The 25,829-nt window shown below is 72.1% G+C and carries 31 protein-coding genes; 7 read left to right on the top strand and 24 right to left on the bottom strand.

The window, feature by feature from the left end:
- The coding region (locus tag ACQSSQ_RS23315) for an integrase core domain-containing protein (protein WP_431328480.1) at positions 1 to 132 on the top strand (132 nt) is incomplete at its 5' end.
- A gap of 559 nt (positions 133 to 691) precedes the next feature.
- Here the strand turns inward: ACQSSQ_RS23315 and ACQSSQ_RS23310 are convergent.
- Positions 692 to 1,531, bottom strand: a complete 840-nt coding sequence (locus ACQSSQ_RS23310; protein ID WP_431329544.1) for a TrmH family RNA methyltransferase — start codon at positions 1,529 to 1,531, stop codon at positions 692 to 694.
- Positions 1,524 to 2,012, bottom strand: coding sequence for a precorrin-2 dehydrogenase/sirohydrochlorin ferrochelatase family protein (locus ACQSSQ_RS23305; RefSeq protein WP_431329543.1), 489 nt, complete (start codon positions 2,010 to 2,012; stop codon positions 1,524 to 1,526). The genes ACQSSQ_RS23310 and ACQSSQ_RS23305 overlap by 8 nt, the downstream gene beginning before the upstream one ends.
- Before the next feature lie 71 nt (positions 2,013 to 2,083).
- Between ACQSSQ_RS23305 and ACQSSQ_RS23300 the strand changes: the two genes are divergently transcribed.
- Positions 2,084 to 2,608: a YbhB/YbcL family Raf kinase inhibitor-like protein gene (locus tag ACQSSQ_RS23300; protein ID WP_431329542.1), complete on the top strand. Its 525-nt coding sequence runs from the start codon at positions 2,084 to 2,086 to the stop codon at positions 2,606 to 2,608.
- Here ACQSSQ_RS23300 and ACQSSQ_RS23295 read toward each other — a convergent pair.
- From ACQSSQ_RS23295 to ACQSSQ_RS23280, 4 genes are all read right to left on the bottom strand, one after another.
- Positions 2,562 to 3,227, bottom strand: a complete 666-nt coding sequence (locus tag ACQSSQ_RS23295; RefSeq protein ID WP_431329541.1) for a hypothetical protein — start codon at positions 3,225 to 3,227, stop codon at positions 2,562 to 2,564. The two genes, ACQSSQ_RS23300 and ACQSSQ_RS23295, sit on opposite strands and share 47 nt — an antisense overlap.
- 85 nt (positions 3,228 to 3,312) lie before the next feature.
- Positions 3,313 to 4,461 carry an SPFH domain-containing protein gene (locus ACQSSQ_RS23290; protein WP_431329540.1) on the bottom strand — a complete coding sequence of 383 codons (1,149 nt, stop codon included), beginning with the start codon at positions 4,459 to 4,461 and terminating at the stop codon, positions 3,313 to 3,315.
- Positions 4,462 to 4,536: 75 nt separating this feature from the next.
- Positions 4,537 to 4,995, bottom strand: a complete 459-nt coding sequence (locus tag ACQSSQ_RS23285; protein WP_431329539.1) for an NfeD family protein — start codon at positions 4,993 to 4,995, stop codon at positions 4,537 to 4,539.
- A gap of 79 nt (positions 4,996 to 5,074) precedes the next feature.
- Positions 5,075 to 5,863, bottom strand: coding sequence for an ABC transporter ATP-binding protein (locus ACQSSQ_RS23280; RefSeq protein WP_431329538.1), 789 nt, complete (start codon positions 5,861 to 5,863; stop codon positions 5,075 to 5,077).
- A gap of 102 nt (positions 5,864 to 5,965) precedes the next feature.
- Between ACQSSQ_RS23280 and ACQSSQ_RS23275 the strand changes: the two genes are divergently transcribed.
- Together ACQSSQ_RS23275 and serB are read left to right on the top strand one after the other, a co-directional pair.
- A complete protein-coding gene (locus ACQSSQ_RS23275; RefSeq protein WP_431329537.1) occupies positions 5,966 to 6,721 on the top strand; it encodes a hypothetical protein in 756 nt (251 codons plus the stop codon).
- Positions 6,722 to 6,750: 29 nt separating this feature from the next.
- Positions 6,751 to 7,968: a phosphoserine phosphatase SerB gene (gene serB / locus ACQSSQ_RS23270; RefSeq protein ID WP_431329536.1), complete on the top strand. Its 1,218-nt coding sequence runs from the start codon at positions 6,751 to 6,753 to the stop codon at positions 7,966 to 7,968.
- 1 nt (position 7,969) lies between these two features.
- On the opposite strand, the gene ACQSSQ_RS23265 is transcribed toward serB, so the two are convergent.
- Together ACQSSQ_RS23265 and ACQSSQ_RS23260 are read right to left on the bottom strand one after the other, a co-directional pair.
- Positions 7,970 to 8,485: a SixA phosphatase family protein gene (locus ACQSSQ_RS23265; RefSeq protein ID WP_431329535.1), complete on the bottom strand. Its 516-nt coding sequence runs from the start codon at positions 8,483 to 8,485 to the stop codon at positions 7,970 to 7,972.
- Between the two features lie 4 nt (positions 8,486 to 8,489).
- Positions 8,490 to 8,705 carry a dodecin gene (locus ACQSSQ_RS23260; RefSeq protein WP_431329534.1) on the bottom strand — a complete coding sequence of 72 codons (216 nt, stop codon included), beginning with the start codon at positions 8,703 to 8,705 and terminating at the stop codon, positions 8,490 to 8,492.
- A 42-nt stretch (positions 8,706 to 8,747) separates the two neighbouring features.
- Between ACQSSQ_RS23260 and ACQSSQ_RS23255 the strand changes: the two genes are divergently transcribed.
- Both ACQSSQ_RS23255 and ACQSSQ_RS23250 read left to right on the top strand, forming a co-directional pair.
- Complete coding sequence (locus tag ACQSSQ_RS23255) at positions 8,748 to 9,161, top strand: DUF3099 domain-containing protein (protein WP_431329533.1); 414 nt, start codon at positions 8,748 to 8,750, stop codon at positions 9,159 to 9,161.
- Positions 9,148 to 9,378, top strand: coding sequence for a hypothetical protein (locus ACQSSQ_RS23250; protein WP_431329532.1), 231 nt, complete (start codon positions 9,148 to 9,150; stop codon positions 9,376 to 9,378). The genes ACQSSQ_RS23255 and ACQSSQ_RS23250 overlap by 14 nt, the downstream gene beginning before the upstream one ends.
- 70 nt (positions 9,379 to 9,448) lie before the next feature.
- On the opposite strand, the gene moaA is transcribed toward ACQSSQ_RS23250, so the two are convergent.
- The gene (gene moaA, locus ACQSSQ_RS23245) at positions 9,449 to 10,483 is read right to left on the bottom strand and encodes a GTP 3',8-cyclase MoaA (RefSeq protein ID WP_431329531.1); all 1,035 of its coding nucleotides are present in this window, start codon (positions 10,481 to 10,483) and stop codon (positions 9,449 to 9,451) included.
- A 65-nt stretch (positions 10,484 to 10,548) separates the two neighbouring features.
- On the opposite strand from moaA, the gene ACQSSQ_RS23240 reads away from it, so the two are divergent.
- Positions 10,549 to 11,457 (top strand): SURF1 family cytochrome oxidase biogenesis protein, encoded by a 909-nt coding sequence (locus tag ACQSSQ_RS23240; protein WP_431329530.1) that lies wholly within the window; start codon positions 10,549 to 10,551, stop codon positions 11,455 to 11,457.
- Here the strand turns inward: ACQSSQ_RS23240 and ACQSSQ_RS23235 are convergent.
- From ACQSSQ_RS23235 to ACQSSQ_RS23165, 15 genes are all read right to left on the bottom strand, one after another.
- The gene (locus ACQSSQ_RS23235; protein WP_431329529.1) at positions 11,389 to 12,153 is read right to left on the bottom strand and encodes an SDR family oxidoreductase; all 765 of its coding nucleotides are present in this window, start codon (positions 12,151 to 12,153) and stop codon (positions 11,389 to 11,391) included. The genes ACQSSQ_RS23240 and ACQSSQ_RS23235 overlap by 69 nt on opposite strands.
- A complete protein-coding gene (locus tag ACQSSQ_RS23230) occupies positions 12,150 to 12,944 on the bottom strand; it encodes an enoyl-CoA hydratase/isomerase family protein (protein ID WP_431329528.1) in 795 nt (264 codons plus the stop codon). Before ACQSSQ_RS23230 ends, ACQSSQ_RS23235 begins: the two co-directional genes overlap by 4 nt.
- A gap of 32 nt (positions 12,945 to 12,976) precedes the next feature.
- On the bottom strand, positions 12,977 to 14,575 hold the full coding sequence (locus ACQSSQ_RS23225; RefSeq protein WP_431329527.1) for an ABC-F family ATP-binding cassette domain-containing protein: 1,599 nt from the start codon (positions 14,573 to 14,575) through the stop codon (positions 12,977 to 12,979).
- Positions 14,576 to 14,674: 99 nt separating this feature from the next.
- Complete coding sequence (locus ACQSSQ_RS23220) at positions 14,675 to 15,172, bottom strand: peptidylprolyl isomerase (protein ID WP_431329548.1); 498 nt, start codon at positions 15,170 to 15,172, stop codon at positions 14,675 to 14,677.
- 168 nt (positions 15,173 to 15,340) lie between these two features.
- Positions 15,341 to 18,160, bottom strand: a complete 2,820-nt coding sequence (locus tag ACQSSQ_RS23215; protein WP_431329526.1) for a BTAD domain-containing putative transcriptional regulator — start codon at positions 18,158 to 18,160, stop codon at positions 15,341 to 15,343.
- Between the two features lie 30 nt (positions 18,161 to 18,190).
- On the bottom strand, positions 18,191 to 19,249 hold the full coding sequence (locus ACQSSQ_RS23210) for a hypothetical protein (RefSeq protein WP_431329525.1): 1,059 nt from the start codon (positions 19,247 to 19,249) through the stop codon (positions 18,191 to 18,193).
- Positions 19,246 to 19,857, bottom strand: a complete 612-nt coding sequence (locus ACQSSQ_RS23205) for a hypothetical protein (RefSeq protein ID WP_431329524.1) — start codon at positions 19,855 to 19,857, stop codon at positions 19,246 to 19,248. Before ACQSSQ_RS23205 ends, ACQSSQ_RS23210 begins: the two co-directional genes overlap by 4 nt.
- A gap of 161 nt (positions 19,858 to 20,018) precedes the next feature.
- Positions 20,019 to 20,705: a pilus assembly protein TadG-related protein gene (locus tag ACQSSQ_RS23200; protein WP_431329523.1), complete on the bottom strand. Its 687-nt coding sequence runs from the start codon at positions 20,703 to 20,705 to the stop codon at positions 20,019 to 20,021.
- Between the two features lie 68 nt (positions 20,706 to 20,773).
- The gene (locus ACQSSQ_RS23195; RefSeq protein ID WP_431329522.1) at positions 20,774 to 21,223 is read right to left on the bottom strand and encodes a TadE family protein; all 450 of its coding nucleotides are present in this window, start codon (positions 21,221 to 21,223) and stop codon (positions 20,774 to 20,776) included.
- Positions 21,220 to 21,651, bottom strand: coding sequence for a TadE family protein (locus ACQSSQ_RS23190; RefSeq protein ID WP_431329547.1), 432 nt, complete (start codon positions 21,649 to 21,651; stop codon positions 21,220 to 21,222). The genes ACQSSQ_RS23195 and ACQSSQ_RS23190 overlap by 4 nt, the downstream gene beginning before the upstream one ends.
- Complete coding sequence (locus ACQSSQ_RS23185) at positions 21,648 to 21,860, bottom strand: hypothetical protein (RefSeq protein WP_431329521.1); 213 nt, start codon at positions 21,858 to 21,860, stop codon at positions 21,648 to 21,650. The genes ACQSSQ_RS23190 and ACQSSQ_RS23185 overlap by 4 nt, the downstream gene beginning before the upstream one ends.
- A gap of 26 nt (positions 21,861 to 21,886) precedes the next feature.
- Entirely contained in the window at positions 21,887 to 22,783 is an 897-nt protein-coding gene (locus tag ACQSSQ_RS23180) for a type II secretion system F family protein (protein ID WP_431329520.1), read from the bottom strand.
- Positions 22,780 to 23,667, bottom strand: coding sequence for a type II secretion system F family protein (locus tag ACQSSQ_RS23175; protein WP_431329519.1), 888 nt, complete (start codon positions 23,665 to 23,667; stop codon positions 22,780 to 22,782). Before ACQSSQ_RS23175 ends, ACQSSQ_RS23180 begins: the two co-directional genes overlap by 4 nt.
- Positions 23,667 to 24,971 (bottom strand): TadA family conjugal transfer-associated ATPase, encoded by a 1,305-nt coding sequence (locus ACQSSQ_RS23170; RefSeq protein ID WP_431329518.1) that lies wholly within the window; start codon positions 24,969 to 24,971, stop codon positions 23,667 to 23,669. Before ACQSSQ_RS23170 ends, ACQSSQ_RS23175 begins: the two co-directional genes overlap by 1 nt.
- A complete protein-coding gene (locus ACQSSQ_RS23165; RefSeq protein ID WP_431329517.1) occupies positions 24,968 to 25,828 on the bottom strand; it encodes a CpaE/TadZ family protein in 861 nt (286 codons plus the stop codon). The genes ACQSSQ_RS23170 and ACQSSQ_RS23165 overlap by 4 nt, the downstream gene beginning before the upstream one ends.
- Position 25,829 lies beyond the last annotated feature (1 nt).

Here is a 25,829-nt window from a genome sequence, read left to right as displayed (position 1 = left end):
AACTCCGAATCAGCCCGCCTCGCCGCCCTGCCAGCATGGCTCCACGAGTACAACCACCACCGGCCCCACTCAGCAATCGGCAAAGCCGCACCCATCACCAGGTTGAACAACCTGGCTGGACATCACAGCTAGCGCTCCGCCCTACTCGACCACCGACCGCCGCCCGCTCGCTGGTCGAGTAGCCCGACCCCGGCCCCCCGGTGGTCGAGTAGCCCGACCCCGGCCCCGCTCGCTGGTCGAGTAGCCCGAGCCCCTGGGCGAGGGCGTATCGAGACCCGGTCTCGATACGGGCTCCGCTAGCGCTCCGCCCTACTCGACCACCGACCGCCGCCCGCTCGCTGGTCGAGTAGCCCGACCCCGGCCCCGCTCGCTGGTCGAGTAGCCCGACCCCGGCCGCCCCGCTGGTCGAGTAGCCCGAGCCCCTGGGCGAGGGCGTATCGAGACCCCCGGTCTCGATACGGGCTCCGCTAGCGCTCCGCCCTACTCGACCACCAGCACGCTCCCCACTCGCTGGTCGAGTAGCCCGAGCCCCTGGGCGAGGGCGTATCGAGACCCGGTCTCGATACGGGCTCCGCTAGCGCTCCGCCCTACTCGACCACCGACGCGCTCCGCCCTACTCGACCACCGACACGCTCCGCCCTACTCGACCACCGACGCACTCCGCCCTACTCGACCACCGACACGCGCCGCGCTACTCGACCACCGGGCCCGCCCGGCCCGCTGGCCGGGGGCCGAGGGCCCAGCATGCGACCGCGGTGGCGGCGGCGACGTTGAGCGAGTCGATGTCGGCGGCCATCGGGATCGTGACCCGGACGTCTGCGCCACGGCTCCAGTGCGGCGACAGACCGTCGCCCTCGGCTCCGACCATCAGCGCGACCTTCTCCCCCAGGTCGCCGGCGGCCACGTCGCGCAGGTCGCGTGCGTCCTCCGACAAGGTCATCGCGAGGCTCGTCCACCCGAGCGACCGCATCAGGTCGGGGAACCCGTACCAGTCCTCGACCCGGGCGTACGGCAGCCAGAACACCGACCCCATCGACACCTTGATCGCGCGCCGGTAGAGCGGGTCCGCGCAGCGCGGCGAGAGGATCACCGCGTCGAAGCCGAGCGCGGCGGCGCTGCGAAAGACCGCGCCGACGTTCGTGTGGTCCATCAGGTCCTCGGCGACGACCACCCGCCGGGCGTCGGCGAGCACCTCCGCCACCGGCGGCACGGGACGGCGGTCCAGGCTCGCCAGGGCTCCCCGGTGGACGTGGAAGCCCGTGACACGCTCGATCTCCTTCTCCGGCATCACGTAGACCGGCGCGTCAGTCCCCTCGAGCACGTCGGCGAGCGTCTCGAGCCAGCGCGGGGCCATGAGGAACGAGCGTGCCTCGTGGCCGGACTCCAACGCGCGTCGTACGACCTTCTCGCCCTCGGCGATGAAGACACCCCGCTCGGACTCCAGGAGCTTGCGCAGCTGCACGTCGCGCAGGTCGACGTAGTCCTTCAGGCGCGGGTCGGCCGGGTCGTCGACGGGGACGATCTCAGCCATCCGCGCCCTCGTCGGCCTGCAGGGCGTCCAGCAACCGGTCACGGGTGCGTGCGGAGCGTGCGGGGTCCCGGTTGGAGAGCACCGCCACCGTCGTCTCGGCGTGGTGCCCGACGGCCGGCGTCCACGCCGTGCCGAGCGGTGCGTCGTCGGCGCGGACGCAGAAGATCCGCGCCGCGCTCGCCTCCTCGAGGACGGCCGCGTTGACGGCAGGGCGGTCGGTCGACGCCATCGCGTACCACGCGCCGGCGAGGTCTCCCGGCTCGTACTCCCGCTCCACCAGCGTCACCTGACCCTTGGCGGCGGCCTCCCGGACCACGGGATCGACCACGGGCGACACCACGGTGACGGCAGCGCCGGCGTCCAGGAACGCCGGGAGGCGCCGCGCGGCGACGTGGCCGCCCCCGACCACCACCACGCGGCGACCGGCGAGGATCAGCCCCGAGGGGTACGGCGGGTGGGAGAGTCCGGGTCCGTGGTTCACAGCCCGATGCTATCGACGTGCCGGCGCGGTAGCGTCCGGGTGGACAACGCCCTCAACCCGAAGGAGCACCGATGAGCCTCGACCGTCCGGTGGCGCCGAACCCGTACGACTACCTGCCGCCCGTCCCGTCCTTCACCGTCACCAGCACCGAGGTCTCCGACGGCGACGCCCTCGGCGAGGCCCAGGTGTACGACGCCGGCAACAGCTCACCGCAGCTGTCGTGGGAGGGGTTCCCGGACACCACCAAGAGCTTCGTCGTGACGTGCTTCGACCCGGACGCTCCGACGCCGTCAGGCTTCTGGCACTGGGTCCTCGTCGACGTTCCGGCCGACGTCACCACGCTCGACACCGGAGCCGGCTCGGGCGGGATCCTGCCCCCGGGCGCGTTCCACGTGCGCAACGACTTCGGCACGCTCGACTTCGCCGGCGCCGCCCCGCCGCAGGGCGACATGCCGCACCGCTACTACTTCGTGGTGCACGCCGTCGGTGAGGAGCGTCTGGGCGTGGACGAGTCCGCGACCCCTGCCGTCGTGTCGTTCAACCTCGCCTTCAAGACACTGGCGCGGGCGACGCTGCTCGGGACGTACCAGCACTGATCAGCTGCTCGCAGTCGTCGATGGCGTCGGCGAGCATCCGGCGCAGCACCGTGTCCGAGTCGGAGCTGACCGAGCGTACGACGCCGTCGACGCTGTTGAGCACGATCCTCGGCGCTGCCCGGCGGGCGAAGTGCTTCGGGTGCGTGGTCAGGCCACGGCGGAAGCCGCGGGCCCACTGCTCGGCGGCCGGCGCCTGGGCGAACGCCTCGGCGATCAACGGCTCGAACTCGTCCGGGAGCACTGTGCCGGTGTCCTCCTGGTAGCGCTCCACGGCCAGCAGGCCCACGGCGAGCGCACGCTGGTGTGCTCGGGGCGACAGCGGCAGTGCGATCGTGGCGGCACGGATGCAGATGGCGGCATGGATGCGCGGGTCGGGACTGTTGAGCCCCACCACGCGCGGCACCAGCTCGACCATCGAGGTGCGGGTGTCGTCGCTGACGTTGTCGTTGACCAACCGGGCGAGACCGGCCAGCAGCGGGTGCGTGCACGCCGGCTGGTCGCTCCACTTCTCACCGGCCAGGTACGACGCGAACTCCATGAAGCACGCCCCTTTTCGGGGGTTGCGGTGCTTGCCCGGTGACAGGACAGGAACGAGCTCGGGGACGCTGCTGGACCTCATGGCGGCCTCCTGAGGAGGAGCTGGACTGGACCTTTCCTTCAGTGTGCTCCCGATCGCGCGACCGCGCTACTGGTGGACGCAACGCTCACGGCTGCTGCGGCGGCTCTTCGTCCCAGATCTGCGTGGTGTCGTCCTCCCAGGCGTTGGGGCGCTCGTCGGCCACGCCGAGCGACTGCTCCGGCGCGCGGTTGGGCACGTCCGGGCGGGACGCCTCCTTCGCGGCCTCGAGCGCCTCGTCGACGGCCCGGTGGGCCGCCGTGAGGTCGGGCTCGGGGACGTCTCCGCCGACGGGGGCGTCGTACGAGACGCGGGTGCGCGGCCCGTCGACGACGGCCGGGATCTGGCCGATCGCGGCACCGAGCCCCTTGAGGGCGTCGCCGACCTCGCTCGGGATGATCCAGAGCTTGTTGGCGTCGCCCTGGGCGATCTCGGGCAGCATCTGGAGGTATTGATAGGCCAGCAGAGACTGGTCGGGCTGGCCGTCGTGGATCGCCTGGAACACGGTCGCGATCGCCTGCGCCTCGCCCTGTGCGGTCAGGATCGAGGACTCGCGCTTGGCCTGGGCGCTGAGGATCTGTGCCTCGCGGTCGCCCTCCGCACGGAGGATCTGCGACTGCTTCTCGCCCTCGGCGGTCAGGATCGCGGCCTGCCGGCTGCCCTCGGCCTGGAGGATCGCGGCGCGCTTGTCGCGGTCGGCGCGCATCTGCTTCTCCATCGAGTCCTTGATCGACGGCGGCGGGTCGACGCCCTTGAGCTCGACGCGGTTGACGCGGATGCCCCACTTGCCGGTCGCCTCGTCGAGGACGCCGCGCAGCTTGGTGTTGATCTCGTCGCGGCTGGTGAGCGTCTGCTCGAGCGTCATGCCGCCGATGATGTTGCGCAGCGTCGTCATGGTCAGCTGCTCGATCGCCTGGATGTAGTTGGAGATCTCGTACGTCGCGGCGATGGGGTTGGTGACCTGGAAGTAGATGACGGTGTCGATGGAGACGACGAGGTTGTCCTCGGTGATCACCGGCTGCGGCGGGAACGAGACGACCTGCTCGCGGAGGTCGATCTTGAACGACACCTTGTCGACGAACGGCGTGATGACGTTGAGCCCGGCGTTGAGCGTCGTCTTGTACTTCCCGAAGCGCTCCACGATGCCGGCGCGCGCCTGCGGGACGATCTGGATCGACTTCGCCAGCACGACCACCACGGCGAGCGCCAGCAGGGCCAGGACGATGAGGGCTGCCATGGAGATCCTCGCTCTTCGGGGGCTGTGGTCCGGACACTAGCGCACCGGGCGGTCAGACCGAAGGCTGCTCCGGGGCTACTCCTCCGGGTAGACGACGGCGGTCGCACCGTCGATCTCGAAGACGGACACGCGGGTGCCCTCCTCGATCGTCACCGCGGGGTCGAACGACCGTGCCGACCAGGTCTCGCCGCCGATCTTCACCTGACCCTGGTGCGCGTCGACGGCGGTGAGCGCGACGGCGCTCGAGCCGATCAGCGCCTTGGTCCCCGTGGCCAGGTCGGGCCCGCGGTGCAGCCGCTTGATCATCGACGGGCGGGCCAGCAGCAGCATGGCGAGCGAGACGGCGCTCGCGACCAGCGCGGAGACCGCGAACGGCGCGCCGAACGCCGCGGCGCCCGCACCGGCGAAGGCCCCCACGGCGAGCATCAGCAGGACCAGGTCGAGACTCATCAGCTCGGCGACCGCGAGCAGCAGTCCGAGACCCAGCCAGCCGGCCCATCCGTTGTCGGAGAGCCAGTTCATGAACCCGTCCATGCCGCGACTCTAGGGGACGCGTGGTCCTACGGAGGCGACGGCGGGCGTGCGCCACGCCAGCCGGTGCGGCGGCGTCGGCTCAGCGCGGCGCCCGGCGGGCGGCGTACCGGCCGTCGCGGACCTCGAGGATGAGCGGCATCTGGAAGGTGATCGCAAGGTTCTGCGCGGTGAGCGTGTCCTCGATCGGGCCCTGGGCGGTGACCTTGCCGTCGCGCAGCATCAGCACGTGGGTGAAGCCCGGCGGGACCTCCTCGACGTGGTGCGAGACGAGGATGAGCACGGGCGCCTCGGGGTCGCGCGCGAGCTTGCCGAGGTTGGAGACCAGGTCCTCGCGCCCGCCGAGGTCGAGGCCGGCAGCAGGCTCGTCGAGGAGGAGCAGCTCGGGGTCGGTCATCAGCGCTCGCGCGATCAGCACGCGCTTGCGCTCGCCCTCGCTGAGCGTGCCGAAGGTGCGGTCGACCAGCCCGTCCACGCCCATCAGCCGCAGCAGCAGGACCGCGCGCGCCTCGTCGAACTCCTCGTACTCCTCGCGCCACCGTCCGGTCACGCCGTACGACGCGGTGAGCACCACGTCGAGCACGCGCTCGGCGCGCGGGATGCGCTCGGCGACCGCCGCACTCGTGTAGCCGATCCGCGGACGCAGCTCGAACACGTCGACGGCGCCGAGGATCTCCTCCAGCACGGTCGCCACACCCGCCGTCGGGTGCATCTGCGTCGACGCGATCTGCAGCATGGTGGTCTTGCCCGCGCCGTTGGGACCGAGAACCACCCAGCGTTCGCCCTCGCGGACCGTCCAGCTGACGTCGTCGAGCAACGTGGCGGTGCCGCGTCGTACGGTGACGTCGGCGAGCTCGAGCACGGGCGCCATGCACTACTCCTGCGCTGTTCACGGGTGGGCGTCACAAACCTACGGCACCCGTGGTCCCACCGCGCGACGCGGGTTCGGACCTGACGTCCTAGGCTCGTCGTCGTGCCCTCCCTGACCCGCTCAGCACGTTGGGTGTGCTGGTTCAACGCCTGGCTCGCCGACGCGGCGCCGCTCGAGACCGCGACCGACGCCGTACGCGCGGACGACGCTGCGCACCACGTCCTCGGCGGCACGGCGGGGTTGCTCGCGCAGCGTGACGGCGACGCGCCGAGCGCGGAGCCGCTGCTGCTCGCGTGGGGGGCACTTCGGCGGGCAGGAGCCACCGGAGCCTCGCTGGCACTCCCCGAGCCCGGCGACCCGTACGGGCTGGCCGGCCCCGCACCGTTCACCGCCGCCGCCACCGACGCCGGAGAGGCGGTCGTCGTCGAAGGGATCGGCGTCGGCGTCGTGCCGGAGGTCGTCGGGAGCGGCGTCTTCTGGCACCTGTACGACGCTCACCCCGTCTCCCCCACCGCCGGCGTCGCGGAGTCCTCCCGGGAGCTGCGCACCGAGCTGGCGGGCACGGCCGACGAGCTGCTCTCTCTCGACGTCGCGCGCTGGCGGCCCGAGGTGCGCGAGGCGCTCGCCGACATCCGTGAGGCGACCGCGCCGGCGCTGGCGCCCGGCTACGACCCGCGGGCGGAGCAGCTGGCCGCAACCGCGCTGCGGTGCCTCGCGATCGCCGAGCTCGCCGCGGACACCGAGTCCGCCGCCGTGACGGCCTGGGAGTCGGACACGCGGGCCGCGCACCTGCGTACCCTCGCGCGCACTGCCCGCCACGCCCTCGTCGTCGCCTGCACCGCGGGTCGACCCCGCTGACCCCCGCCGGGATGGCCTAACCTCGTGGCGTGAACGAGCCCGTCCCCACGCCGACCGCGCCGCTCGACGCTCCCACGGTCTCCGTGACGCTCCTGGGGCGCGACCATGCCGGCGTCACCGCCCGCCTCTTCGAGGCCGTCGCGCCGTACGACGTCGAGGTCATCGACGTCGAGCAGATCGTGCTCCGCGGGCGCCTCGTGCTCGCCGTCCTGCTCACCGAGCCGACCGACCGTACGGCGTTCGAGCAGTCCGTGGCCGCGGTCGCGGGCGAGCTGGGGATGGAGCACGACCTCTCGTACGGCCGTGGCGACAACCGCGGTCGCCGCCGGGGACGCAGCCACGTCACGGTGCTCGGTGCTCCCCTGCTCCCGGGGCAGTTCTCCGCGGTGACCGCGCAGGTCGCGGCCGCGGGCGGCAACATCGACCGGATCGTCCGGATGGCGCGCTACCCCGTGACCGCGATCGACCTCGACGTCTCGGGCGCCGACCCGGAGGCCCTGCGCCGCTCCCTGTCCATGGAGGCGGCGCGGCAAGGGGTCGACGTCGCCGTGCAGCCGCTCGGGATCCACCAGCACGCTCAGCGCCTCGTCGTGATGGACGTGGACTCCACGCTGATCCAGGGTGAGGTGATCGAGATGATCGCCGCGCACGCCGGGTACGAGAAGGAGGTCGCCGAGGTCACGGCGGCCGCGATGCGCGGCGAGCTCGACTTTGCCGCCTCGCTGCGCGATCGCGTCGCGCTCCTCGAGGGCGTCGAGGAGTCGGCGCTCGACGAGGTGTACGAGGCGATCCAGCTCGCCCCGGGGGCGCGGACGATGATCCGGACGCTCAAGCGGCTCGGCTACCGCTTCGCGCTGGTCTCCGGCGGCTTCATGCAGATCATCGACAAGCTCGCGGCCGACCTCGGGATCGACTACTGGGCGGCCAACACGCTCGAGGTCGCCGACGGCCGGCTGACCGGACGCGTCACGGGGGCGATCGTCGACCGCGCCGGCAAGGCCGCGGCGCTGCGCCGGTTCGCCGACGAGGCCGGGATCTCCCTGGCCAACACGGTGGCGATCGGGGACGGCGCCAACGACCTCGACATGCTGGACGCCGCCGGGCTCGGCATCGCCTTCAACGCCAAGCCCGCCGTGCGCGACGCCGCGGACACCTCGCTCTCGCTGCCGTACCTCGACGCGATCGTCTTCCTCCTCGGCATCACCCGCGAGGAGATCGAGGCGGCCGACGCCGAGGTCGTCGTCTGACCTAGCGTGCCTTCGGAGGCGGCGCGAGGTAGTCCTCGAGGCGCATCGTCCGAGGATCGATGTCGAACCACTCCCCGTCGTACGTCAGGACCGCCGCCGCCGAGGTCGGGAAGCCCCGGTCGCCGTACGCCTTCCACGCCCCGTTGTGCGTGCCGTCGTGCAGCATCCACACCAGGTCGCCCATCGCCGGGTTGTGCCCGACGACGATCACCGTGCTCGGCTCCTCGTCGAGGTAGCGGACCTCCTGCAGGACGCGGTGCGCGGTGGCGTCGTACAGGGTCTTCGGGTACGACACGTGGTCGGCGTCGAGCCCCAGGGCGAGGTTGAGCTCGTCGAAGGTCTCGCGTGTGCGCACCGCCGGGGAGACGAGGGCACGGGCGGTCCCGGTCACGAAGTCGGCGAGCTGCTCGCCGCGCCGGCGCGCGTCGGCGTGGCCGCGGGCGGTCAGGGCCCGGGCCTCGTCGGAGGGTGCGGACGCCTCAGCCTTGGCGTGCCGCACCACCACGAGCTGCTTCACGCCCCTACTCGTCGTCCTCGAGGCGGAACCCGATCTTGAGGGTCACCTGGTAGTGCTCGACCTGGTCTCCCTCGATGTGGCCGCGGATGCCCTCGACCTCGAACCAGTCCAGGTGGCGCAGGGTGCGGGAGGCCCGCTGGATGCCGTTGGTGATCGCGTCCGTGACGCCCTCCGTGGAGGTGCCGACGATCTCGGTGATGCGGTACGTGCGGTTCGTCATGCTGCCCATCATGCCGCTGATCGGCTGGCGTACCGTGGAGGGATGGAGGATCGTCACGACGACGCGGTCGCGATCACGACCGCGCAGGTCGGCCGTAGCGAAGAGCTTCGCCACCGGCAGAACCGCTACCTGGTGTCGATGCTGATCCGTACGGTCTGCTTCATCCTGGCCGTGGTGGTCGACGGATGGGCCCGCTGGTTCTTCATCCTGGGCGCGCTGGTGCTGCCCTACGTCGCGGTGGTGTTCGCCAACACCGCCCGCCGCAAGCCGCTCCCGCAGGCCGACGTGGTCCATCCCGAGCCGATCGGCCAGCTCGGCACCGGTCCGGTGACCAAACCCGCCGACGACTCCGGCACCGCGGGTAGCGCGAACGACTCCTCCTCCGCCGCAGGTCCCGCGAGCGAAGCGGGTCGCGACCACCCCCACGACCCGACGGGACGCGATGACCGAGACTGACCCCGCCGACCAGGCTCCTCTGATCTGCTCGGCGAAGGGGTGCGAGAACCCCGCGACGCACGCCCTCCTGTGGAACAACCCCAAGATCCACACTCCCGACCGGCGCAAGACGTGGCTGGCGTGCGACGAGCACGAGGAGTCGCTGCGGCGGTTCCTGTCGGCGCGAGGCTTCTGGAAGGAGACGAAGCCGGTCTCCGAGGTCACGCCCGAGCGGTGACCCTGGTCCCACGGTGACGCGGGTCCGTGGGACCCCACTCACCGCCCGCTGGGCGGCACCGAGCGCGTATCTATCCGCCGATGGCCGACATGGGCCGGCTCGGCTGCAGGAAGCCGACGTCGTCGATCCCGTGGCCCGGCAGCTTGCTCCACATCGCGGCACGCCACCGGTCGGCGATCTCGTCGTCCGACGCCCCACCGCGCAGCGCAGCCCGCAGGTCGGACTCCTCGCGGGCGAACAGGCAGTTGCGGACCTGGCCGTCGGCCGTCAGGCGTACGCGGTCGCAGTCGCCGCAGAACGGGCGCGTGACGGACGCGATGATGCCGACCGTGGCCGGACCGCCGTCGACCAGGAACTCCTCGGCCGGTGCGGAGCCACGGTCGCGGTCGGCCGGGCTGAGCTCGACGTACGGGGCGAGCTTCTCGAAGATCTCGTCGGCGGTCACCATCGAGCCGCGGTCCCACCCGTGCTGCGCGTCCAGCGGCATCTGCTCGATGAAGCGGAGCCGGTAGCCCCGTTCGAGGCACCACGCCAGCAGCTCCGGGGCCTGGTCGTCGTTGATGCCCCGCAGGAGCACCGCGTTGACCTTCACCGGCGCGATCCCGGCCGCCTGGGCCGCCTCGAGGCCCGCGACGACGTCCGCGTGGCGGTTGCGGCGAGTGATCTGCTCGAAGGTGTCGGGCCGGATGGTGTCGAGGCTGATGTTGACCCGGTCCAGGCCGGCGTCCGCGAGCGCCTGGGCCGTGTGCTTCAGACCGAGGCCGTTGGACGTGAGGGACACCGTCGGCGAGGGCGAGAGGGCCTTCGTCGCCGCGACGATGCCCGTCAGGCCTCGCCGCAGCAGGGGCTCGCCACCGGTGAAGCGGACGTCGGTGATGCCGAGCCGCTCGACCCCGATCGTCACGAGGCGGACCACCTCGTCGTCGGTGAGGGTCTCCTCGGTGGGCATCCAGTCGAGGCCCTCGGCGGGCATGCAGTACTGGCACCGCAGGTTGCAGCGGTCTGTCAGGGAGACGCGGAGGTCGGTCGCGACGCGGCCGTGGCGGTCGGGAAGACCTGCGCGGGCGTCTCCTGTACGGGGCTGCACGACGGTGTCGGCGGTCATGCCGTCAGTCTAGGCGGCTGGACCTGCCCACCGGAGGGCGTGGAAGCGTTCGCTACCGTCGAGTTGTGTACAGGTTCCTGCTGACGCGGCGCTGGATCGCGTTCGCGCTCTTCGTCGTGCTCCTGGTCGGCGTCTGCGTCTGGCTGGGGTTCTGGCAGTTCGGCAGGCTGGACCAGCGCCAGGCGCGCAACGACGTGACCCGGCACAACATGGTCGCGACCCCCGTCAACGCCGCGGACGTGGCGAGCACGGATCCCGACGCGTCCCAGCGCAACGAGTGGAAGCAGGTCGAGGTCACGGGGACGTACGACACGGACGCCCAGGTCGTCGTGAAGTACCAGACGCGCGACCAGGGGCCCGGCGTCGAGGTCGTGACTCCCCTGGTGACCGAGGACGGGCGGGCCGTGCTCGTGGACCGGGGGTGGATGGGATCGGCGAACACGACCGGCGCCGATCTCGACATCCCTGCGCCCCCCAGCGGCGAGGTGACCGCCGTCGGCTGGTGGCGCGCCGACGACCACGTCCCCTTGAAGGCGACGCAGCCCGACGACGGTCAGGTCCGGGCCATCTCGACGCTCGGGCTCGGGCCGACGCTGGACTACCCCCTGTACGAAGGGGGCTATCTCGCGCTCGAGAAGCAGGAGCCGGCGGCGGAGGGGCTCATCCTTCCGGAAGGCCCCGACCTCGGGCAGGGACCGCACTTCTTCTACGGCCTGCAGTGGTGGTTCTTCGCCGCGCTGGCCCTGGTCGGGTTCGGCTGGTTCGCCTGGGCCGAAGCGCACCCGCGCGGCCCCCGCAAGCCGGGCCACGCCCGACCCGGGCAGCGCGCCGTACCAGCTGCGCGAGCCGCGGCGGAGCGGGCGGCCGCCGCACGCGCTGGCGCCCGCCCCACCGCCGCTCGTCCCTCAGAGAGCCCGCAGAGCGCCGCCGTCGACCGGGAGCATGATCCCGGTGATGTACGAAGCGGCGGGTGACAGCAGGAACGCCGCCGCGGCGCCGAACTCCTCCGGCCGGCCGTAGCGTCGCATCGGGATCGCCCGCTCGTTCGCCGCACGCGTCGCGGCCGGGTCGGCGGAGAGCTCGTCCAGGTACTGGACGCGTTCGGTGTCGATCCGGGCGGGCAGCAGGCCGTTGATGCGCACCCCGCGCGGGCCGAGCTCGTCAGCCAGGTCCTTGACGACCATCGCGAGACCCGGCCGGAGGCCGTTGCTGATCGACAGGCCACCGATCGGTGCGCGGACCGACGAGGACAGGACCAGCGCGATCGAGCCGCCCTCCCCCAGCTCGGGCGCGATCTCGCGGACGGTGCGGACGGCCCCCAGGAACACCGACTCGAATGCCCCGCGCCACTGGTCGTCGGTCACGTCGAAGACCTTGCCGCCGGGCGGGCCGCCCACGCTCACCAGGAGGCCGTCGAGCCCACCGAACCGCTCGCGTGCCGCCGCGACCAGAGCGCCGGGCGTGCCGGTGTCGGCGTTGTCGGCCTGGATCCCGACCGCGTGCTCGGCTCCGAGTCGCTCGACCGCCGCGTCCACCGCGTCGGCGTCGCGCCCGGACACGACGACGTTCGCTCCCTGCGCGACCAGCACCTCCGCGGTCGCGAAGCCGAGGCCGCGGCTCGCCCCGGTGAGGACGTAGGTGCGGCCGGCGACGTCGTACGGCGCGCTCATCGGCTCGCCGCCAGCAGGTCGACGAAGCGGCCCCGCTGCGCCCGCCGCTCGGCAGCCGACTGGTCGGCGAGGTCGAGCCGAGAGGCGGTCTGCAGCAAGGCCTTCGTGGCGCTGACCGCGGCGTGTGGGGCGGCCGTCAGCGCGGCGACGAGCTCGGCGACGCGCCCGTCGAGAGTCTCCTTCGCGACGAGCTCCTGGCCCAGCCCCAGCGCGTACGCCTCCTGGGCCGGCACCCAGCGCGCGGTCGCGCAGATCTCGAGCGCCCGTGCGTAGCCGACCGCCTCGACCAGCGGCTTCGTACCGGTGAGGTCGGGCACGAGGCCGAGCGCCGGCTCCTTCATGCACAGCTGGGCGTCGTCGGCGAGGACCCGCAGGTCGCAGGCGAGCGCGAGCTGGAACCCGGCCCCGACCGCGTGGCCCTGGACGGCGGCGACCGAGACGAACTGCGGGTTCCGCAGCCAGGTGAAGCCCTCCTGGTACGACGCGACCGTCGCGTCGAACTCCGTCGCGGGAGCCGCCGCGAGCTGCGGGAACGACGCCTCGCCCTCGACGCCCTCGGGCGACAGCATGGAGCGGTCGAGGCCGGCGGAGAACGACGCTCCCGCGCCGCGGACGACGACCACACGCACGTCGGGCTCGACGGCGGCACCGATCGCAGCCAGGGCTCGCCACATCGACGGAGTCTGCGCGTTGCGGACGTCCGGACGGTTCAGGGTGACGGTCAGGGCGGGGCCGTCGACAGAGATCTCGAGGCCGGCGGCAGCCAGCTCCGCGGAAGAGGGATAGCTCATGGTGCGAGGCTATCCCCCGGATCAGGGGCCGATCAGGCGAGGCTGATGAGCTCCTCGTACTCCGCGGTCCAGAGGTCCTCGATCCCGTCGGGCAGGATCAGCACCCGGTCGGGCTGCAGGGCCTCGACGGCGCCCTCGTCGTGGGTGACGAGCACGATCGCGCCCTCGTACGACCGGATCGCGCCGAGGACCTCCTCGCGCGAGGCCGGGTCCAGGTTGTTGGTCGGCTCGTCGAGGAGCAGCACGTTGGCCGCGGACACGATGAGCGTCGCGAGCGCGAGCCGCGTCTTCTCGCCACCGGACAGCACCCGCGACGGCTTGTGCGCGTCGTCGCCGCTGAAGAGGAAGGCGCCGAGCACGCTGCGGGCCTGGGTGTCGGTGAGGTTGGGAGCGGAGGACTGCATGTTCTCGAGGACCGTGCGGTCCAGGTCGAGCGTCTCGTGCTCCTGGGCGTAGTAGCCCAGCTTCAGCCCGTGCCCGGGGCGGATCTCACCGGTGTCCGCGGCGTCGAGCCCGCCGAGGATGCGCAGCAGCGTCGTCTTGCCCGCACCGTTGAGGCCCAGGATCACGACGCGGCTCCCCCGGTCGATCGCGAGGTCGACGTCGGTGAAGATCTCCAGCGACCCGTACGACTTGGACAGGCCCTCGGCCATGAGCGGGGTCTTGCCCACCGGGGCCGGCGTCGGGAAGTCGATCTTGGCGACGCGGTCGGCGGCGCGCTCCCCTTCGAGGCCGGCGAGCATCTTCTCGGCCCGGCGTGCCATGTTCTGGGCGGCGGTCGCCTTGGTCGCCTTCGCGCGCATCTTGTCGGCCTGGGCGAGGAGCGTGGACGCCTTCCGCTCGGCGTTGACCCGCTCGCGCTTGCGGCGGCGCTCGTCGGTCTCCCGCTGCTCGAGGTACTTGCGCCACCCCATGTTGTAGACGTCGATCTCGGCGCGGTTGGCGTCCAGGTGGAGCACCTTCGTCACGACATCCTCGAGGAGGGCGACGTCGTGGCTGATGACCACGACCCCGCCCTTGTACGACATGAGGAACGAGCGCAGCCACACGATCGAGTCGGCGTCGAGGTGGTTGGTCGGCTCGTCCAGCAGCAGCGTGTCGGCGCCCAGGAAGAGGATGCGGGCCAGCTCGATGCGGCGCCGCTGGCCGCCGGAGAGCGTCTTGAGGGGCTGCTCCAGGACGCGGTCCGGCAGCCCGAGGCTCGCGGCGATCGTGGCCGCCTCGGACGCGGCGGCGTACCCGCCCCCGGCGTGCAGCTCGGCGTCGGCACGGGCGTACCGCTTCATCGCGCGGTCGCGGACGGTGTCGTCGTCCGACCCCATCTCGATCTCGGACCGGCGCAGCGCGCGGTAGACCTCGTCCAGGCCCCGCGCGGAGAGGATCCGGTCGCGCGCGCTCATCTCCGGGTCACCGGTGCGCGGGTCCTGCGGCAGGTAGCCGATCGTGCCGCGGCGGACGATCTGCCCCGCGGTCGGCTCCCCCTCGCCGGCGAGGACCTTGGTGAGCGTCGTCTTGCCGGCACCGTTGCGGCCGACCAGTCCGACCTTGTCCCCGTCCGCGACCTGGAAGCTCGCGCCCGACATGAGGACACGTGCGCCGACGCGCAGCTCGAGGTCGTGGACGCTGATCATGGCGCAGCAGCTCCTGGGGAGGGAGAGGGGTGGGCGCGAGCCACCGTCGGCGGACCGCGAGTGCCGGGAGTCCGGCCAAGGCCCCAGTCTACGGAACCGCTACTCGGCGACCTCGATGGTCTCGATGGTGACCGTCTCGGTCGGCTTGTCCGCGCCGTCCGTCGGGGTGGCCGCGATCGCGTCGACGACCGCCTTGCTGGCGTCGTCGGCCACCTCGCCGAAGATCGTGTAGCCGCCGTCGAGGTGCGGTGTCTCGGCCACGGTGATGAAGAACTGCGACCCGTTGGTGTCCGGGCCCGCGTTGGCCATGGCGAGCTTGTAGGGCTGGTCGAAGGTGAGGCTGGGGTCGGTCTCGTTGTCGAACTCGTAGCCGGGGCCGCCCATCCCGGTGCCGAGCGGGTCACCGCCCTGGATCATGAAGCCGTCGATCACCCGGTGGAAGATCGTCCCGTCGTACAGCGGGTCGGTCGTCTTCTCGCCCGTCTCGGGGTCCGTCCACTCCTTGGTCCCGGTCGCCAGTCCGACGAAGTTCGACACCGTCTCCGGCGCCTGCTCCGGGAACAGGTTCACGGTGATGTCGCCCTTGCTGGTCTTGATCGTCGCCGTCTCGGCGGTCGCGCTCGACGACCCGCTGTCGCTCTCGCCCTCGCTGTCGCTGTCGTCGGCTCCGCATCCGGCCACGAGAACGACGGTGAGGGCAGCGACGACCCACTGACGAAGACGCACGACGATGACTCCTGAACTGAGGGGACGGGCGGACGCGGCTCAGGCCACGCCGCGACGATAGCCGGGGAGGATCTCCTCGACGAGAGCCTGGGTGCGCGAGGTGACCCCGAGCGGGGAGCCGTGCGCGGCCACGGCGGCGTACATCTGGTCCGCGACGACCATCGCGTCGCCGCGGCCGCTGAAGCGCACCGCGAGACGCATCGCCGCGCACCACAGGGCCTCGCTCGCGGGCAGCGCCGCCAGTCCTGCGAGGAGCGCGTCGCGCGCACCGTCCGGGTCGTCGGCGCTGCTGCACTCGTCGGCGAGGGCGATCGAGGTCATCTCGACGGCGAGCGCGACGTCGTCCTCGAGGCTGACGTGGGCGAGCCACGAGTAGCGACCTTGCGGGACGTCGTCGAACGCCGGGCCACGGACCAGCGACATCGCCGTGCGCAGCGCCGGCACGCGCGACCTGCTGGTGACGGCGCGGTTGAGCGCGGCGCGGAAGCGGTCCCAGTCGCAGGCGAGCGACGAGCGCCGGATCGACCAGACGCCCGCGTCGACCTCGAGCACCGGCGCTCCGGAGGCGGTCGTGCTGAGCCACTCCGCGACGCCCGCGAGGGTGGCGTCCCGGGTCGACGCATCGACGCCGCGCGGCCAGATCGCGCCCGTCAGGACGTTCACGTGGACACCCTCGGGGTGGACGGCGAGGTAGGTGACGATCTCGGTGAAGAGCGCGCGTCGAGCCTCGTCGATCGGTCCGGATGCCCGGACGAGCACGGGTCCGAGGACGTCGACCGACACCACGACCGGCTCGTCGTCGCCCGTGGCGAGCACGGCCTGCTCGACCACGAGGGCCTCCGCCAGGTCCTCGATGCGCACCGGTGCCGGCTCGACCGGCAGCTCGAAGAGTGCGGCGAGGCCCCGGTACGCGTCGGGCTCGAGCTCCTGCGCGACGACGTCGAGCGCGAGCGGGGCGCTGACGAGGCGGCCTTCGTCGGTCGCGGTGAGCCGGGCCGCGCCGTCGGGGCAGTCCCCCACGACGACGACCGCGATCGCGACCATCGGGTCGGCTGCCCAGGCCCGCAGTCGCGCCAGCGATGCCGCGTCCGGGACCCCGGAGCACACCAGCAGCTCGAGGCGCAGGTCTGCGGGGCGCTCGGCCAGGCGCCGCGCCTCCTGGACCGACTCGACGTCGTACGCGCGGCAGGTCGCCCGGTGGTCGTGGGCCACGTTGTCCAGCGCGTCGAGCGCACGTCCGATGTCGCCGACGGCGCGGACGTTGCCGAGCGCGGACACGTCGTCGGCGAACCCGACGAGGGTCACGGCGGGATCATCGGCCCACGGGTGGGTGGCCGTCTCGACGGCGAGGCTCATCGCGACGCCGCGGGCGACGACCGGGTCGCCGCCGAGGGACACGACACCGTCGTACGACTCGAGGTCGAGCAGCAGCACCGCGCCGTCGTCGCGCACGCCGACACAGACCAGTCCGGGGAGCGGCGAGGGCGCTGCGAGCGACACCGCCGCGTCGCGCGGCAGCATCCACGTCCGGCTGTCGCTCGTGCTCGCCCAACCCGTGGGGAGCTCCTGCTCGGGCGCGGTGCGGAAGGCCACGACCAGCCCGTCCGCCGAGAGCGCGGCCCGTGCGACGGGTGGGACCGCGGTCCCGTGCAGGCTGCGGACAGCGCCCGCGAGCCACTGCCCGTCCTTGGGCGCGGCCTCCTGGCGCAGACCGGCCTCGACCCGCGAGGCGATGTCGACGTGCGGGCTCGTCACCGGAGCGGAGCCGCGAGGGCGGTCACCACCGCCACCACCCGGGTTCGACGCCCGGCGGCGGCGGAGCCCGAGGAGCGCACCCGCGAGGGCGAGGCCGCCGGCCGCGCCGAAGATCGGTGCCCACTCGTTGGTGGACGACTCGACCACGTCGTCGACGACGCCTCCGACGCCACCACCAGCGCCCGCTCCCTCGGCCCCGCCGGCCTCCGCCGTGTCTGCGGCCGCGGCGGCGCCGTCCGCCTGGGACGAGCCGTCGCTCGGCGCGGAGGCTGGCGGCGCCACGTCGTCTCGCGCAGCCTCGACGACCTTGAGGCCGGGGCCGCGGGCGTCGTTCGGCATCTTCATGACCCATCCGGGGTGGATGAGGTCGGGGTTGGTGAGCGTACGACCGTCCGGCTGGACGACGTCGCGGTTCATCGCGTAGATCTCCTTGTAGCGGAACCCGTCTCCCAGGTAGCGCTCTGCGATGTCCCACAACGTGTCGTAGTTGCGGTTGTTGGGCGGCTTCACGTCGTAGTACGTGGTCAGCTCGCCGCTGCGCTGCTCTGCCCGGGTTGCACGGGTCAGCTCGTCCGACGCTGGGCGCTCCGCGTCGGCAACCTTCGTCTCGACCGACTGCGTGTGGCCGACCACGCGCTCGATGCCAACCGGCCGGTGCTCGGGCGCGACTGCCTGCGTCGCGTTCGCGGCCGGTGCGGCCAGCGACGCCGTCCCGACCAGCAGCACGACCGTCGTCACGAGCTTGCGGGCGAGAGCCTGCGTGCCGATGCCGCCGCCGGGGATCCGCGGCGCGAGCCCACGGTGCCGCCCCTCCGCGATCGCCTCGACGACGAGGCAGACGACGAAGTGCAGCCATGCGAGCCACACGATCGCGGCCAGGACGTGGAGCAGCACGTCGGTGGTCAGCGGCTGCGTGATCCACGCGGTGTCCGGGACCTCCGACGGCCACGGAGCCCCGAACGCGGTCCACAGCGCCCAGGGCACACCGACGACCAGCGCCAGCGTCGCGACGAGCGCCACCAGCCCGCGAACGACCTCACCACCGCGGCCGCCCTGCTGGGGCGCCGCGGGGAGACGGTTGCTGCTCCGCTGGGTCACGGTCATCGCCTTCAATCCTTCAGTTGCGTACGGGCGTCAGTAGAGGACGATCGGGGGCTCGTTGGGGGCCTGGACCTCCTGGACCGGCAACGCCTGCGTCGCGGTCATCTCGAACCCGTTGCCGAGCTCTTGGGTCGCCTCACCGTCGAATCCGTAGGTGATCCGCCACCTGACGGTCACGGTCAGGGGATACGCCGAGACGTACACCTGCGGGAGCGCCGGAGCGTCGTTGTCGGCGTACGTCTTCGCTGTCGCCGACGAACGCGTGAACGTGATGCGGCAGTCGGACGGCTGCTGTGCGACGGAGGTGTCGGCCTCGTAGACGAGGTCGGCCGGATCGCAGGTGATGGGCTCCATGTCGGTCTGATGCGGATCGATCACGACTTCGGTCGCCTCGGCAACCATGCGAAGACCCCGCCCCGGGACGACGACCTCCCGGTACGGGTCGCCGAGCGGTGCCCCAGCGCCCTCCGAGATGGGCCGCCCGGTCTTCGGATTGACCCACGCGAACGTGAAGAACGTCGGATAGCCCACGACGGGAACCGTCGACGGCTCAGGACGCATCACCGGGATGGGGAGCGCCGTGTCGGCCCCCGTCACTGCGCGGGTCCACAGAAACTCCGTCAGGCTGTTGGCGGGCGGGGTGATGTCTGCGTCGTTCGGAACCCATTCGATCGAGATCGAGACGTGCATCTTGTTGCCGCCGGCGTACGTGTCCCAGTTGATGTCCTCGATGCACCGCTTCAGCAGGAACCGGCCTCGGTCGGGATCGGGGTTCGTCGGCGCCTCGACCCAGTCGGGCAGCGCCTCGTACCGGCACGGCACGAAGTCCATGCCGCCGTACCGTTGACGCAAAGTCTCGCTGTTGCCTCCGCCCCCAGCACAGTAGGAGCCCATGCCCGTCCCGCTCGCGTAGACGGTGCAGTCTCGGATCTGCTCCTGCTTCGGCGGGGACGACGCAGGCGCGGTCGTCCCACCGCTTCCTGTGCCGCCGGTCGGTGGTGTCCCCCAGGTGTCGTCTGCGCTGGCCGCGGCAGTGGAGACGGTCAGCGCGAGAAGGACCGCGAGCGACACGATCTGGAAGCGGCGGATCATCGCGGCGCCTTGACGTCGCACTGGCCGGCCGGCTCGACCTTCGTGAGAACCCAACGGCCGCCAGCTGACCTCATCGTGATCGCTAGAGCGTTCCACTGGTTCTCACGCGCCTCGACGTACTTGCCGGTCTTGGCGTCGACCCACGACACGGACGGGCTCCAGCGGCACAGGCGTGCCGTGGACGTGCTCCCTCCCTTGAGCGCGGCGACCTGTGCGACCGGCTCAGCCGGGACGACCCAACCGTTCTTCTTCGCGTCATTGACTCCGCGAGCGAGGAAGCGCTGGAGGTCTCGTGACAGCACGGCGCGCAGCTGGGGCGGGACGGCGTACTCACGCTGGGAGTAGGCGCTTCCTGCGACGAAGGTCTTGAGCACCTCCACACGCGCGTCGCCAGCCGGACCACCGGTGAAGGTCATCGCGATCCCAGGGAACGGGTTCGGTGGCGTTGTCGCCGTCGGTGTAGGGCTGGGCGTCGGGGACGGGGTCGCGGTCGCCGAGGTCTCCGTGGGCGTCGGCGTCTGCTCGGCCTTGGCCGAGTCGCCGCCGTCGCTGCAGCCGCTCAGCGCGAGGACTGCCGCAGCCGCGGTCAGGATCCATCGAAGCTGCACTCCCGAGACCTTCCTGCTTCTGTCCTGGCAAACCGCCAACGAAACCGCACAATATCCGGTACAAGGCTCAGGGTGAACCCCTTGCCGCATGAGCAGGAGGTTAACGGCGCCGCGTCGTGCACCGCGGAGCCGCGCCCGTGAGCTGGGGACAACACGCGTCGTCACCGGTCCTCCTCCGGCGGGATGCACGTCGGCTCAGGCTCGGTCGGCGTCGTGGTCGGGTCGGACGGCGACGGATCGGTCCCCGGCGACCCCGGTGTCTTCTCGGTCTCGGGCGACTCCTCGGGAGTCGGGGTGACGCACGGCTCGATCGGCGACGGGGACGGCGGGGTCCAGCTCGAGATCGGCAGGCCGCCGCCTCCACCTTCCTCGTCGTCCTCGCCCCCACCCGGCGGAACGACCGAGGGCGGGTCGAGCGTGCTCAGCTTCGCATCGTCGGGAGCGTCGATCCCGGAGATCGGACGAGCCTGCGCGATCCCGCTCGCGGTGAGGGTCTCCCGCCCGATCATGCCGATGATGATCGCCGTCCGGGAGACTTCCGTCTCGACCTCGACCGCGCGGGTCCGAGCTCCGTTGATCGTGACGTCACGGATCTCGGCGTGGCACCGGACGAGGGTCGCGTCGCCCGCCTGGGCCTGCACGCAGTAGTTGCGCGCAGCCGACAGCGCGTCGGAGTCGAGCAGCCCGAGAGACGGGTCGGCCACGTTGACCGCCTGGGCACCCGCACGCGCGGCCTCCTGGGCATAGGCGATCGCGATGCCCTTGGCGTTGAGCTGCCGGCCGCCGTCGATGACCAGCCCCGCGAGCAGCAGCAGCCCGACGCTGACGATCACGACGAACGGCGCCACGGAGCCGGCTTCGTCACGGCGGGCAGCCACACGAGTGGCGAGACGCCGGGCGTACGCAGCCGCGCGCCTCATCGGTAGCCCCGGTAGCGGTCGAGCGGGCTCGTGAACGTGCGCTCGACCTGGATCTCCCAGAACGGGAAGAAGCTCAGGTCGCCCGTGCTCAGCGTGCAGGTGACCGTGATGGTCACCGAGGCGACCTCGTCGGCGTCGTCGGGGTCCGGCACGGTGAAGGCCTTGCCGTTGAGCACCGGTGCACCGGCGCTCGCCGTGTCGCGACAGCTCTGCGGTGCGTCGTCCATCGTCGACGCGACGGCCGAGGCTGCGATGCCCGCCACCGCCGTACGGTCGTTCTGCGCCGTGGCCGCCCGTGCCGCGTCACGAGCCGCCTGGTCGACAAGGTTCTCGGCCTGGGCGTAGCGCGCGAACGCGACGATGAGCATCATCAGCATCATCACGAACGGCGCGAGGATCACGAGCTCGAGGCTGGAAGCGCCGCTGTCGTCCCGCCGGGCCCTCACGGCGCCACGCTCCGCGGATCGACGCGGAACTGCTCGAGCGTCGCGTCGGCGGACTGCACGACCGTGATCCGACCGCCCAGCGGCAGCACGGCCTCGCCCTGCACGACCATCGTCACCCGGCCGGTCGTCTCGTCGATCGACCCGTCGGCACTGACGGCATCCAGCCGTCCTAGCTTGTCGGCGTAGCCGACGCTCAGCTCCTCGGCGTTGGCCAGGTACGCGCCGGCGTTGGGGTTGTCACCGGCGAGACGGAGGTACGAGACGCCCTCCCGCGCCGCGGTCTGCGCGACGTTGCGGGCGTACATGTACAGCCCGACCTGGATCGTCGCGAACACCAGCAGGAGGAGGATCGGCGCGATGACCGCGAACTCGACCGCGCTCGCGCCTCGTTCGCCCCGGCCGAGCCGGCGGCGAGCCCCTAGGCTCAGCCGCCTTCGTTGATCTGGTCGATGTTGTTGTTGACCACGTTGTTGATCGCCACCCCGATCAGCAGGGCCGCGGCGACCACGATCGCAGAGATGATCGCCCACTCGATCGCGGAGGCCCCGACCTCGGAACGGCCCTCGCGTCGCGCCGCGGCGGCGCGACCGCGAACCTTCGCGATCAGCACCTGAGCGGCCAGCACCTGTGAGTACATGTTGTTCCTTTCCTTGCTGCACGACGTCACCCGAGCTTCGACACCGCGGGATAGGCCAGGAAGACCAAGAAGGCGACGCACATGAGCAGCTGCGCCACCAGCATCGACTGCGAGCTCTCTCCGGCAGCTCCCTCGATGTCGGCGAGCTCGCGGCGTCGCATGCTGTTCGCCCGTGCGAGAAGACTCTCACGGATGCGAGCGCCTTCGTCACCGGCCAGCCCCAGCGTAGAGGCAAGGTCTCGCAGCTCGTCTACACCGAGCTCCTGCCCGAGCTGGGCGATGCCCTCCCACGGGGTGCGGCCGGAGAGGCGCGCGTTGGTGATCGCCTCGCGGATGCGGACCATGGCCCAGTGGTCGCCGACCGTGGACGCCGCGAGGAGCGCTTCGGGGAGACCACGACCCCCGGCCAGGTTCATGGCGACGAGATCGAGGAACGATCCGGTGACGTGGCGGAAGTCACGGCGGCGCTTCTCGGCGTCACGATGCAGCTCTGCGTCCGGGAGGAAGAAGGCACCCACGGCGAAAAGGATCGTGACCACCGCGGGCACGCCGAACGGGTCGTAGCCCAGCAGGGTGAAGATCATCGGGAACCACACCAGCGCGGCCAGCGCCAGCAGCACCTTGGTCCCCAGGTGCTGCGCGAACGGGCGGTCGACGACCGCGAGGTCGGCGCGGGTCCGTGTGAACGACCACCCCCGGGCGGAGACCTCGTCCTCGAACCGCTCCCCCACCGACGTGCGCCAGCGGTCGATCATGTCCGGCTTCTTGCCGTCCTCGGCACCGGGACGCGGCCGGGCGCGCCGCTTCGCACCGTCGACCCGCGCCAGCGTGGCCGCCACGCCCGGCACCGGGCGTACGGCCATGCGGACGAGGATGAGGATGCCGGCGCCGACGGCGGCCCCGGCGAGCATCGCCAGCATCATCGCGACACCACCCGCCTCTCGCGCGACCGGGTCGGCTTCGCGGAGATCAGGAACCGCTCGGGCTGCTCGACCCCGGACAGCTTCCGCATCCAGAGAACGGCCGCACCGAACATCGCGAGGACCGCGGCGAGGACCAGCTGGCCGACGAAGGTGCCGTACGGGGCGACGTACGCGGGGTTGAACAGGACCAGCGCTCCGGCGACCGCGACGATCACGCCGACCACGATCTGCACGCTGCGGCGGGTGCTGCGCCGGCTGGACTCGACCCGGCGGCGTACGTCGAGCTCGGCGCGGGCGGACTCCGCGAGGGCCGACAGCACCTCGCGCAGGCCCGGGCCCCGCAGCCGCGCGTTGAGCACCAGCGCGGCCACCGCGACGTCGGCCGACGGGTCGTCGAGGTCGTCGGCGAAGCGCATCAGCGCGTCCGGGAGCGGCTCACGGACGCGCAGCCGGTCGACAAGGAGGTTGAGGGACGGACGGATCGACGGTGCCGCGTTCTTCGCGGTCGCCGGGATCGCCTGCTCGAGCCCCACGGCGCCGGCGATGGTGTCACGCAGCGCCTCGATCCATGCGGCGAGCCCGTCGGCGCGCACGATCGCGTCGCGCTCCGCCCGGCCCCCGCCGAGGAGGCGGTCCCAGAGCGCCACCACGGCCCCGATCACGGCGGCGAGCACGATCCAGCGCGTGACGAGCAGGGTCAGCGCGAACGCGATCACGCCGGCCGCGGCCAGGCGTACCTGTCGCTCGGTCCGACGGGCCGAGTTCTTCCGGCGGAGCATCGGCGGGCGCGCCTCGCGGGGGCGCAGCGCGAGCAGCAGGATCAGCCCGCCGACGCCCACCAGGGCACCGGCGGTCAGCGCCAGCGGGACGCGCAGCTCCTCCATCACCAGCCTCCGTGCACCAACGGCTGGTAGCCGTACCCCGCGAGCTCCTCCGCGCACGAGATCGGCGCGTGGGCGACGGCGCGTCCCTCGGCATCGGGCGCGAACACCTCCGACGAGAGCACCTGGCTGTCGAAGCCCACGACCTCGCGAACGCTCTCGACGACGCGGGCCTGGCCGCCGCCGAGGTGGGCGTCGTTGTGCTTGCGCATGAAGACGACGAAGTCGAGCGCGCCGGCGACCAGCAGGTGCGTCGCCTCCACCGGGAGACGCTCGCGAGCCTGCAGGGCGTACGTGGCGATGCGGTTGAACACCTCGACCGAGGAGTTGGCGTGGATCGTCGACAGCGAGCCGTCGTTGCCCTGGCTCATCGCGTTGAGCATCGTGACGATCTCGTCGCCGAGCACCTCGCCGACGATGACGCGCGAGGGGTTCATGCGCAACGAGCGCCGGACGAGCTCGGCCATCGTGACGCCGCCGAGTCCCTCGGAGTTGGGCAGCCGCTCCTCGAACGAGACGACGTTCGGGTGGAGCTCCGGCGTCTCGCCGAGCCCGACCTCGAGCGCACGCTCGACGGTGATGATGCGCTCGTGCGGCGGGATCTCGTTGGCGAGCGCACGCAGCATCGTCGTCTTGCCGGCGTTCGTGGCCCCCGCGATCATGATGTTCTTGCGCGCGGCGACGGCGGCCTTCAGGAAGTCGCCCAGGTCCTCCGACATCGTGCCGTTGGCGACGAGGTCGTCCAGGAAGACCTTGGACATGCGCGCCTTGCGGATCGACACCGCGGGGCGCGAGCAGACGTTCATGACCGCCGACAGACGCGACCCGTCGGGCAGGCGCAGGTCCAGCTGCGGGTTCGCCGAGTCGAACGGCCGGCTCGACAGCCCCGAGTGGGCGCCGAGGACCTGGATCAGCTCCACGAGCTCCTCGTCGGTCTCGGCGACCGCCGGGTAGCGCTCCTCGCGTCCGTCGCCGTACTGGACGAACACCTGGTCGCAGCCGTTGATGTCGATGTTCTCGACCTCGGGGTCGTCGAGCAGCGGCTGCAGCCGGCCCACCCCGAACAGCGCCGAGTGGATGGCACCGGCGAGCTCGGCCTCCACGTCCGGCTGGATGGGCGTGCGGCCCTCGGCGATCTCGTAGCGCGCGTGGTCCTCCAGGACCTGCACGATCAGCGAACGGGCGTACTCGCGCTCGTCGTCGGTGGACATCGGAGCCAGGCCCGCCGCCTGGTCGCGGCGGCGCTGCTCGTTGAGACGGTCCGCGACCTGCCCGCGCAGGGTGCGGACGAGCGTGTGGTCGATCATCGGTGCGCCCCCGTCCAGGATCCGTGGTCAGGTCCGGCCGTGGCGCCCGGCGGCGCAGGCGCCGGCGCCACGTCAGCGGCGCTGGGCCCTGGCTGCGGCGAGCCGTGCGCGACCGCGGCGGCGAGCTCGGAGACGAGCGGGCCCGCCGAGCGGACCAGGGCGAGCTTGTCGGGGCGCGCCACGGTCTGCCCCTGGAAGAGGTGGGCGCCGCGCTCGTCGTACGCGAGGTGGTGCACGCCGGCGAGCGCCACGTCCGTCGCGGTGAGGGCGTCCCGGATCTCGCGTACGGTCTGCGTGCGCTTGGGTGGCGCGACGACCGCGACGTGGAGCGGAGCCCCGTACGCCCCGCCGACCGCGTCGGAGACCGGACGGAGGCGGTGTCGGAGGTGGACGACGCTGCTCGGGGCGGTGTCCACGACGAGGACGACGGCGTCCGCGCTGGCGAGCAGCGCGTTCTGCGGGGTCAGGGCGCCGACGCGTCCCAGGTCCGCGACCACGTCGTGCTGCGGGAGCCGGGCCAGCAGCGGGCCGAGCTGGGGCCAGGCCGTCTGGAGCCCGCCCGCCTGCTCGGGGAACGGAGGGCCGAGCAGGACCTCGAGCCCGCCGACCACCTGCTGCGTGTGGGCGTCCACCAGCTCCGGGTAGAGCGAGCGCCGGCCGGCCGCGGCCAGGCTCAGCAGGCCCGTCTGCGGGTCGAGCGCCCCGCCGTCGGCGCCGGGCATGCGCGTCGCGACGTCGCCGCCGGAGGGGTCGCACTCGGCGACCACCACCGGGCGCGGCCACAGCGCCCCCAGCAGGAGCGACGTCGTCGTCACGCCGGGAGCGCCCTTGGCGGAGGCGAGGGCGATCAGCGCCATG

Source organism: Mumia spirodelae (assembly GCF_050632745.1).
Classification (GTDB): domain Bacteria; phylum Actinomycetota; class Actinomycetes; order Propionibacteriales; family Nocardioidaceae; genus Mumia.
Note: the sequence above shows the minus strand (reverse complement) of the source record. Positions and strands in the feature narration are given on the sequence as shown.

Bases quoted from the DNA above. Each gene is read 5' to 3' on its own strand.
- ACQSSQ_RS23280 (WP_431329538.1), bottom strand. From the start codon at position 5,863: ATGGCGCCCGTGCTCGAGCTCGCCGACGTCACCGTACGACGCGGCACC.
- ACQSSQ_RS23300 (WP_431329542.1), top strand. From the start codon at position 2,084: ATGAGCCTCGACCGTCCGGTGGCGCCGAACCCGTACGACTACCTGCCG.
- ACQSSQ_RS23210 (WP_431329525.1), bottom strand. From the start codon at position 19,249: ATGATCCGCCGCTTCCAGATCGTGTCGCTCGCGGTCCTTCTCGCGCTG.
- ACQSSQ_RS23285 (WP_431329539.1), bottom strand. From the start codon at position 4,995: ATGGACGGGTTCATGAACTGGCTCTCCGACAACGGATGGGCCGGCTGG.
- ACQSSQ_RS23185 (WP_431329521.1), bottom strand. From the start codon at position 21,860: ATGTACTCACAGGTGCTGGCCGCTCAGGTGCTGATCGCGAAGGTTCGC.
- ACQSSQ_RS23235 (WP_431329529.1), bottom strand. From the start codon at position 12,153: ATGAGCGCGCCGTACGACGTCGCCGGCCGCACCTACGTCCTCACCGGG.
- ACQSSQ_RS23170 (WP_431329518.1), bottom strand. From the start codon at position 24,971: ATGATCGACCACACGCTCGTCCGCACCCTGCGCGGGCAGGTCGCGGAC.
- ACQSSQ_RS23225 (WP_431329527.1), bottom strand. From the start codon at position 14,575: ATGATCAGCGTCCACGACCTCGAGCTGCGCGTCGGCGCACGTGTCCTC.
- ACQSSQ_RS23260 (WP_431329534.1), bottom strand. From the start codon at position 8,705: ATGACGAACCGCACGTACCGCATCACCGAGATCGTCGGCACCTCCACG.
- ACQSSQ_RS23290 (WP_431329540.1), bottom strand. From the start codon at position 4,461: ATGGCAGCCCTCATCGTCCTGGCCCTGCTGGCGCTCGCCGTGGTGGTC.
- moaA (WP_431329531.1), bottom strand. From the start codon at position 10,483: ATGACCGCCGACACCGTCGTGCAGCCCCGTACAGGAGACGCCCGCGCA.
- ACQSSQ_RS23165 (WP_431329517.1), bottom strand. From the start codon at position 25,828: ATGGCGCTGATCGCCCTCGCCTCCGCCAAGGGCGCTCCCGGCGTGACG.
- ACQSSQ_RS23230 (WP_431329528.1), bottom strand. From the start codon at position 12,944: ATGAGCTATCCCTCTTCCGCGGAGCTGGCTGCCGCCGGCCTCGAGATC.
- ACQSSQ_RS23175 (WP_431329519.1), bottom strand. From the start codon at position 23,667: ATGGAGGAGCTGCGCGTCCCGCTGGCGCTGACCGCCGGTGCCCTGGTG.
- ACQSSQ_RS23250 (WP_431329532.1), top strand. From the start codon at position 9,148: ATGACCGAGACTGACCCCGCCGACCAGGCTCCTCTGATCTGCTCGGCG.
- ACQSSQ_RS23215 (WP_431329526.1), bottom strand. From the start codon at position 18,160: ATGACCGTGACCCAGCGGAGCAGCAACCGTCTCCCCGCGGCGCCCCAG.
- ACQSSQ_RS23310 (WP_431329544.1), bottom strand. From the start codon at position 1,531: ATGGCTGAGATCGTCCCCGTCGACGACCCGGCCGACCCGCGCCTGAAG.
- ACQSSQ_RS23295 (WP_431329541.1), bottom strand. From the start codon at position 3,227: ATGAGGTCCAGCAGCGTCCCCGAGCTCGTTCCTGTCCTGTCACCGGGC.
- ACQSSQ_RS23255 (WP_431329533.1), top strand. From the start codon at position 8,748: ATGGAGGATCGTCACGACGACGCGGTCGCGATCACGACCGCGCAGGTC.
- ACQSSQ_RS23180 (WP_431329520.1), bottom strand. From the start codon at position 22,783: ATGATGCTGGCGATGCTCGCCGGGGCCGCCGTCGGCGCCGGCATCCTC.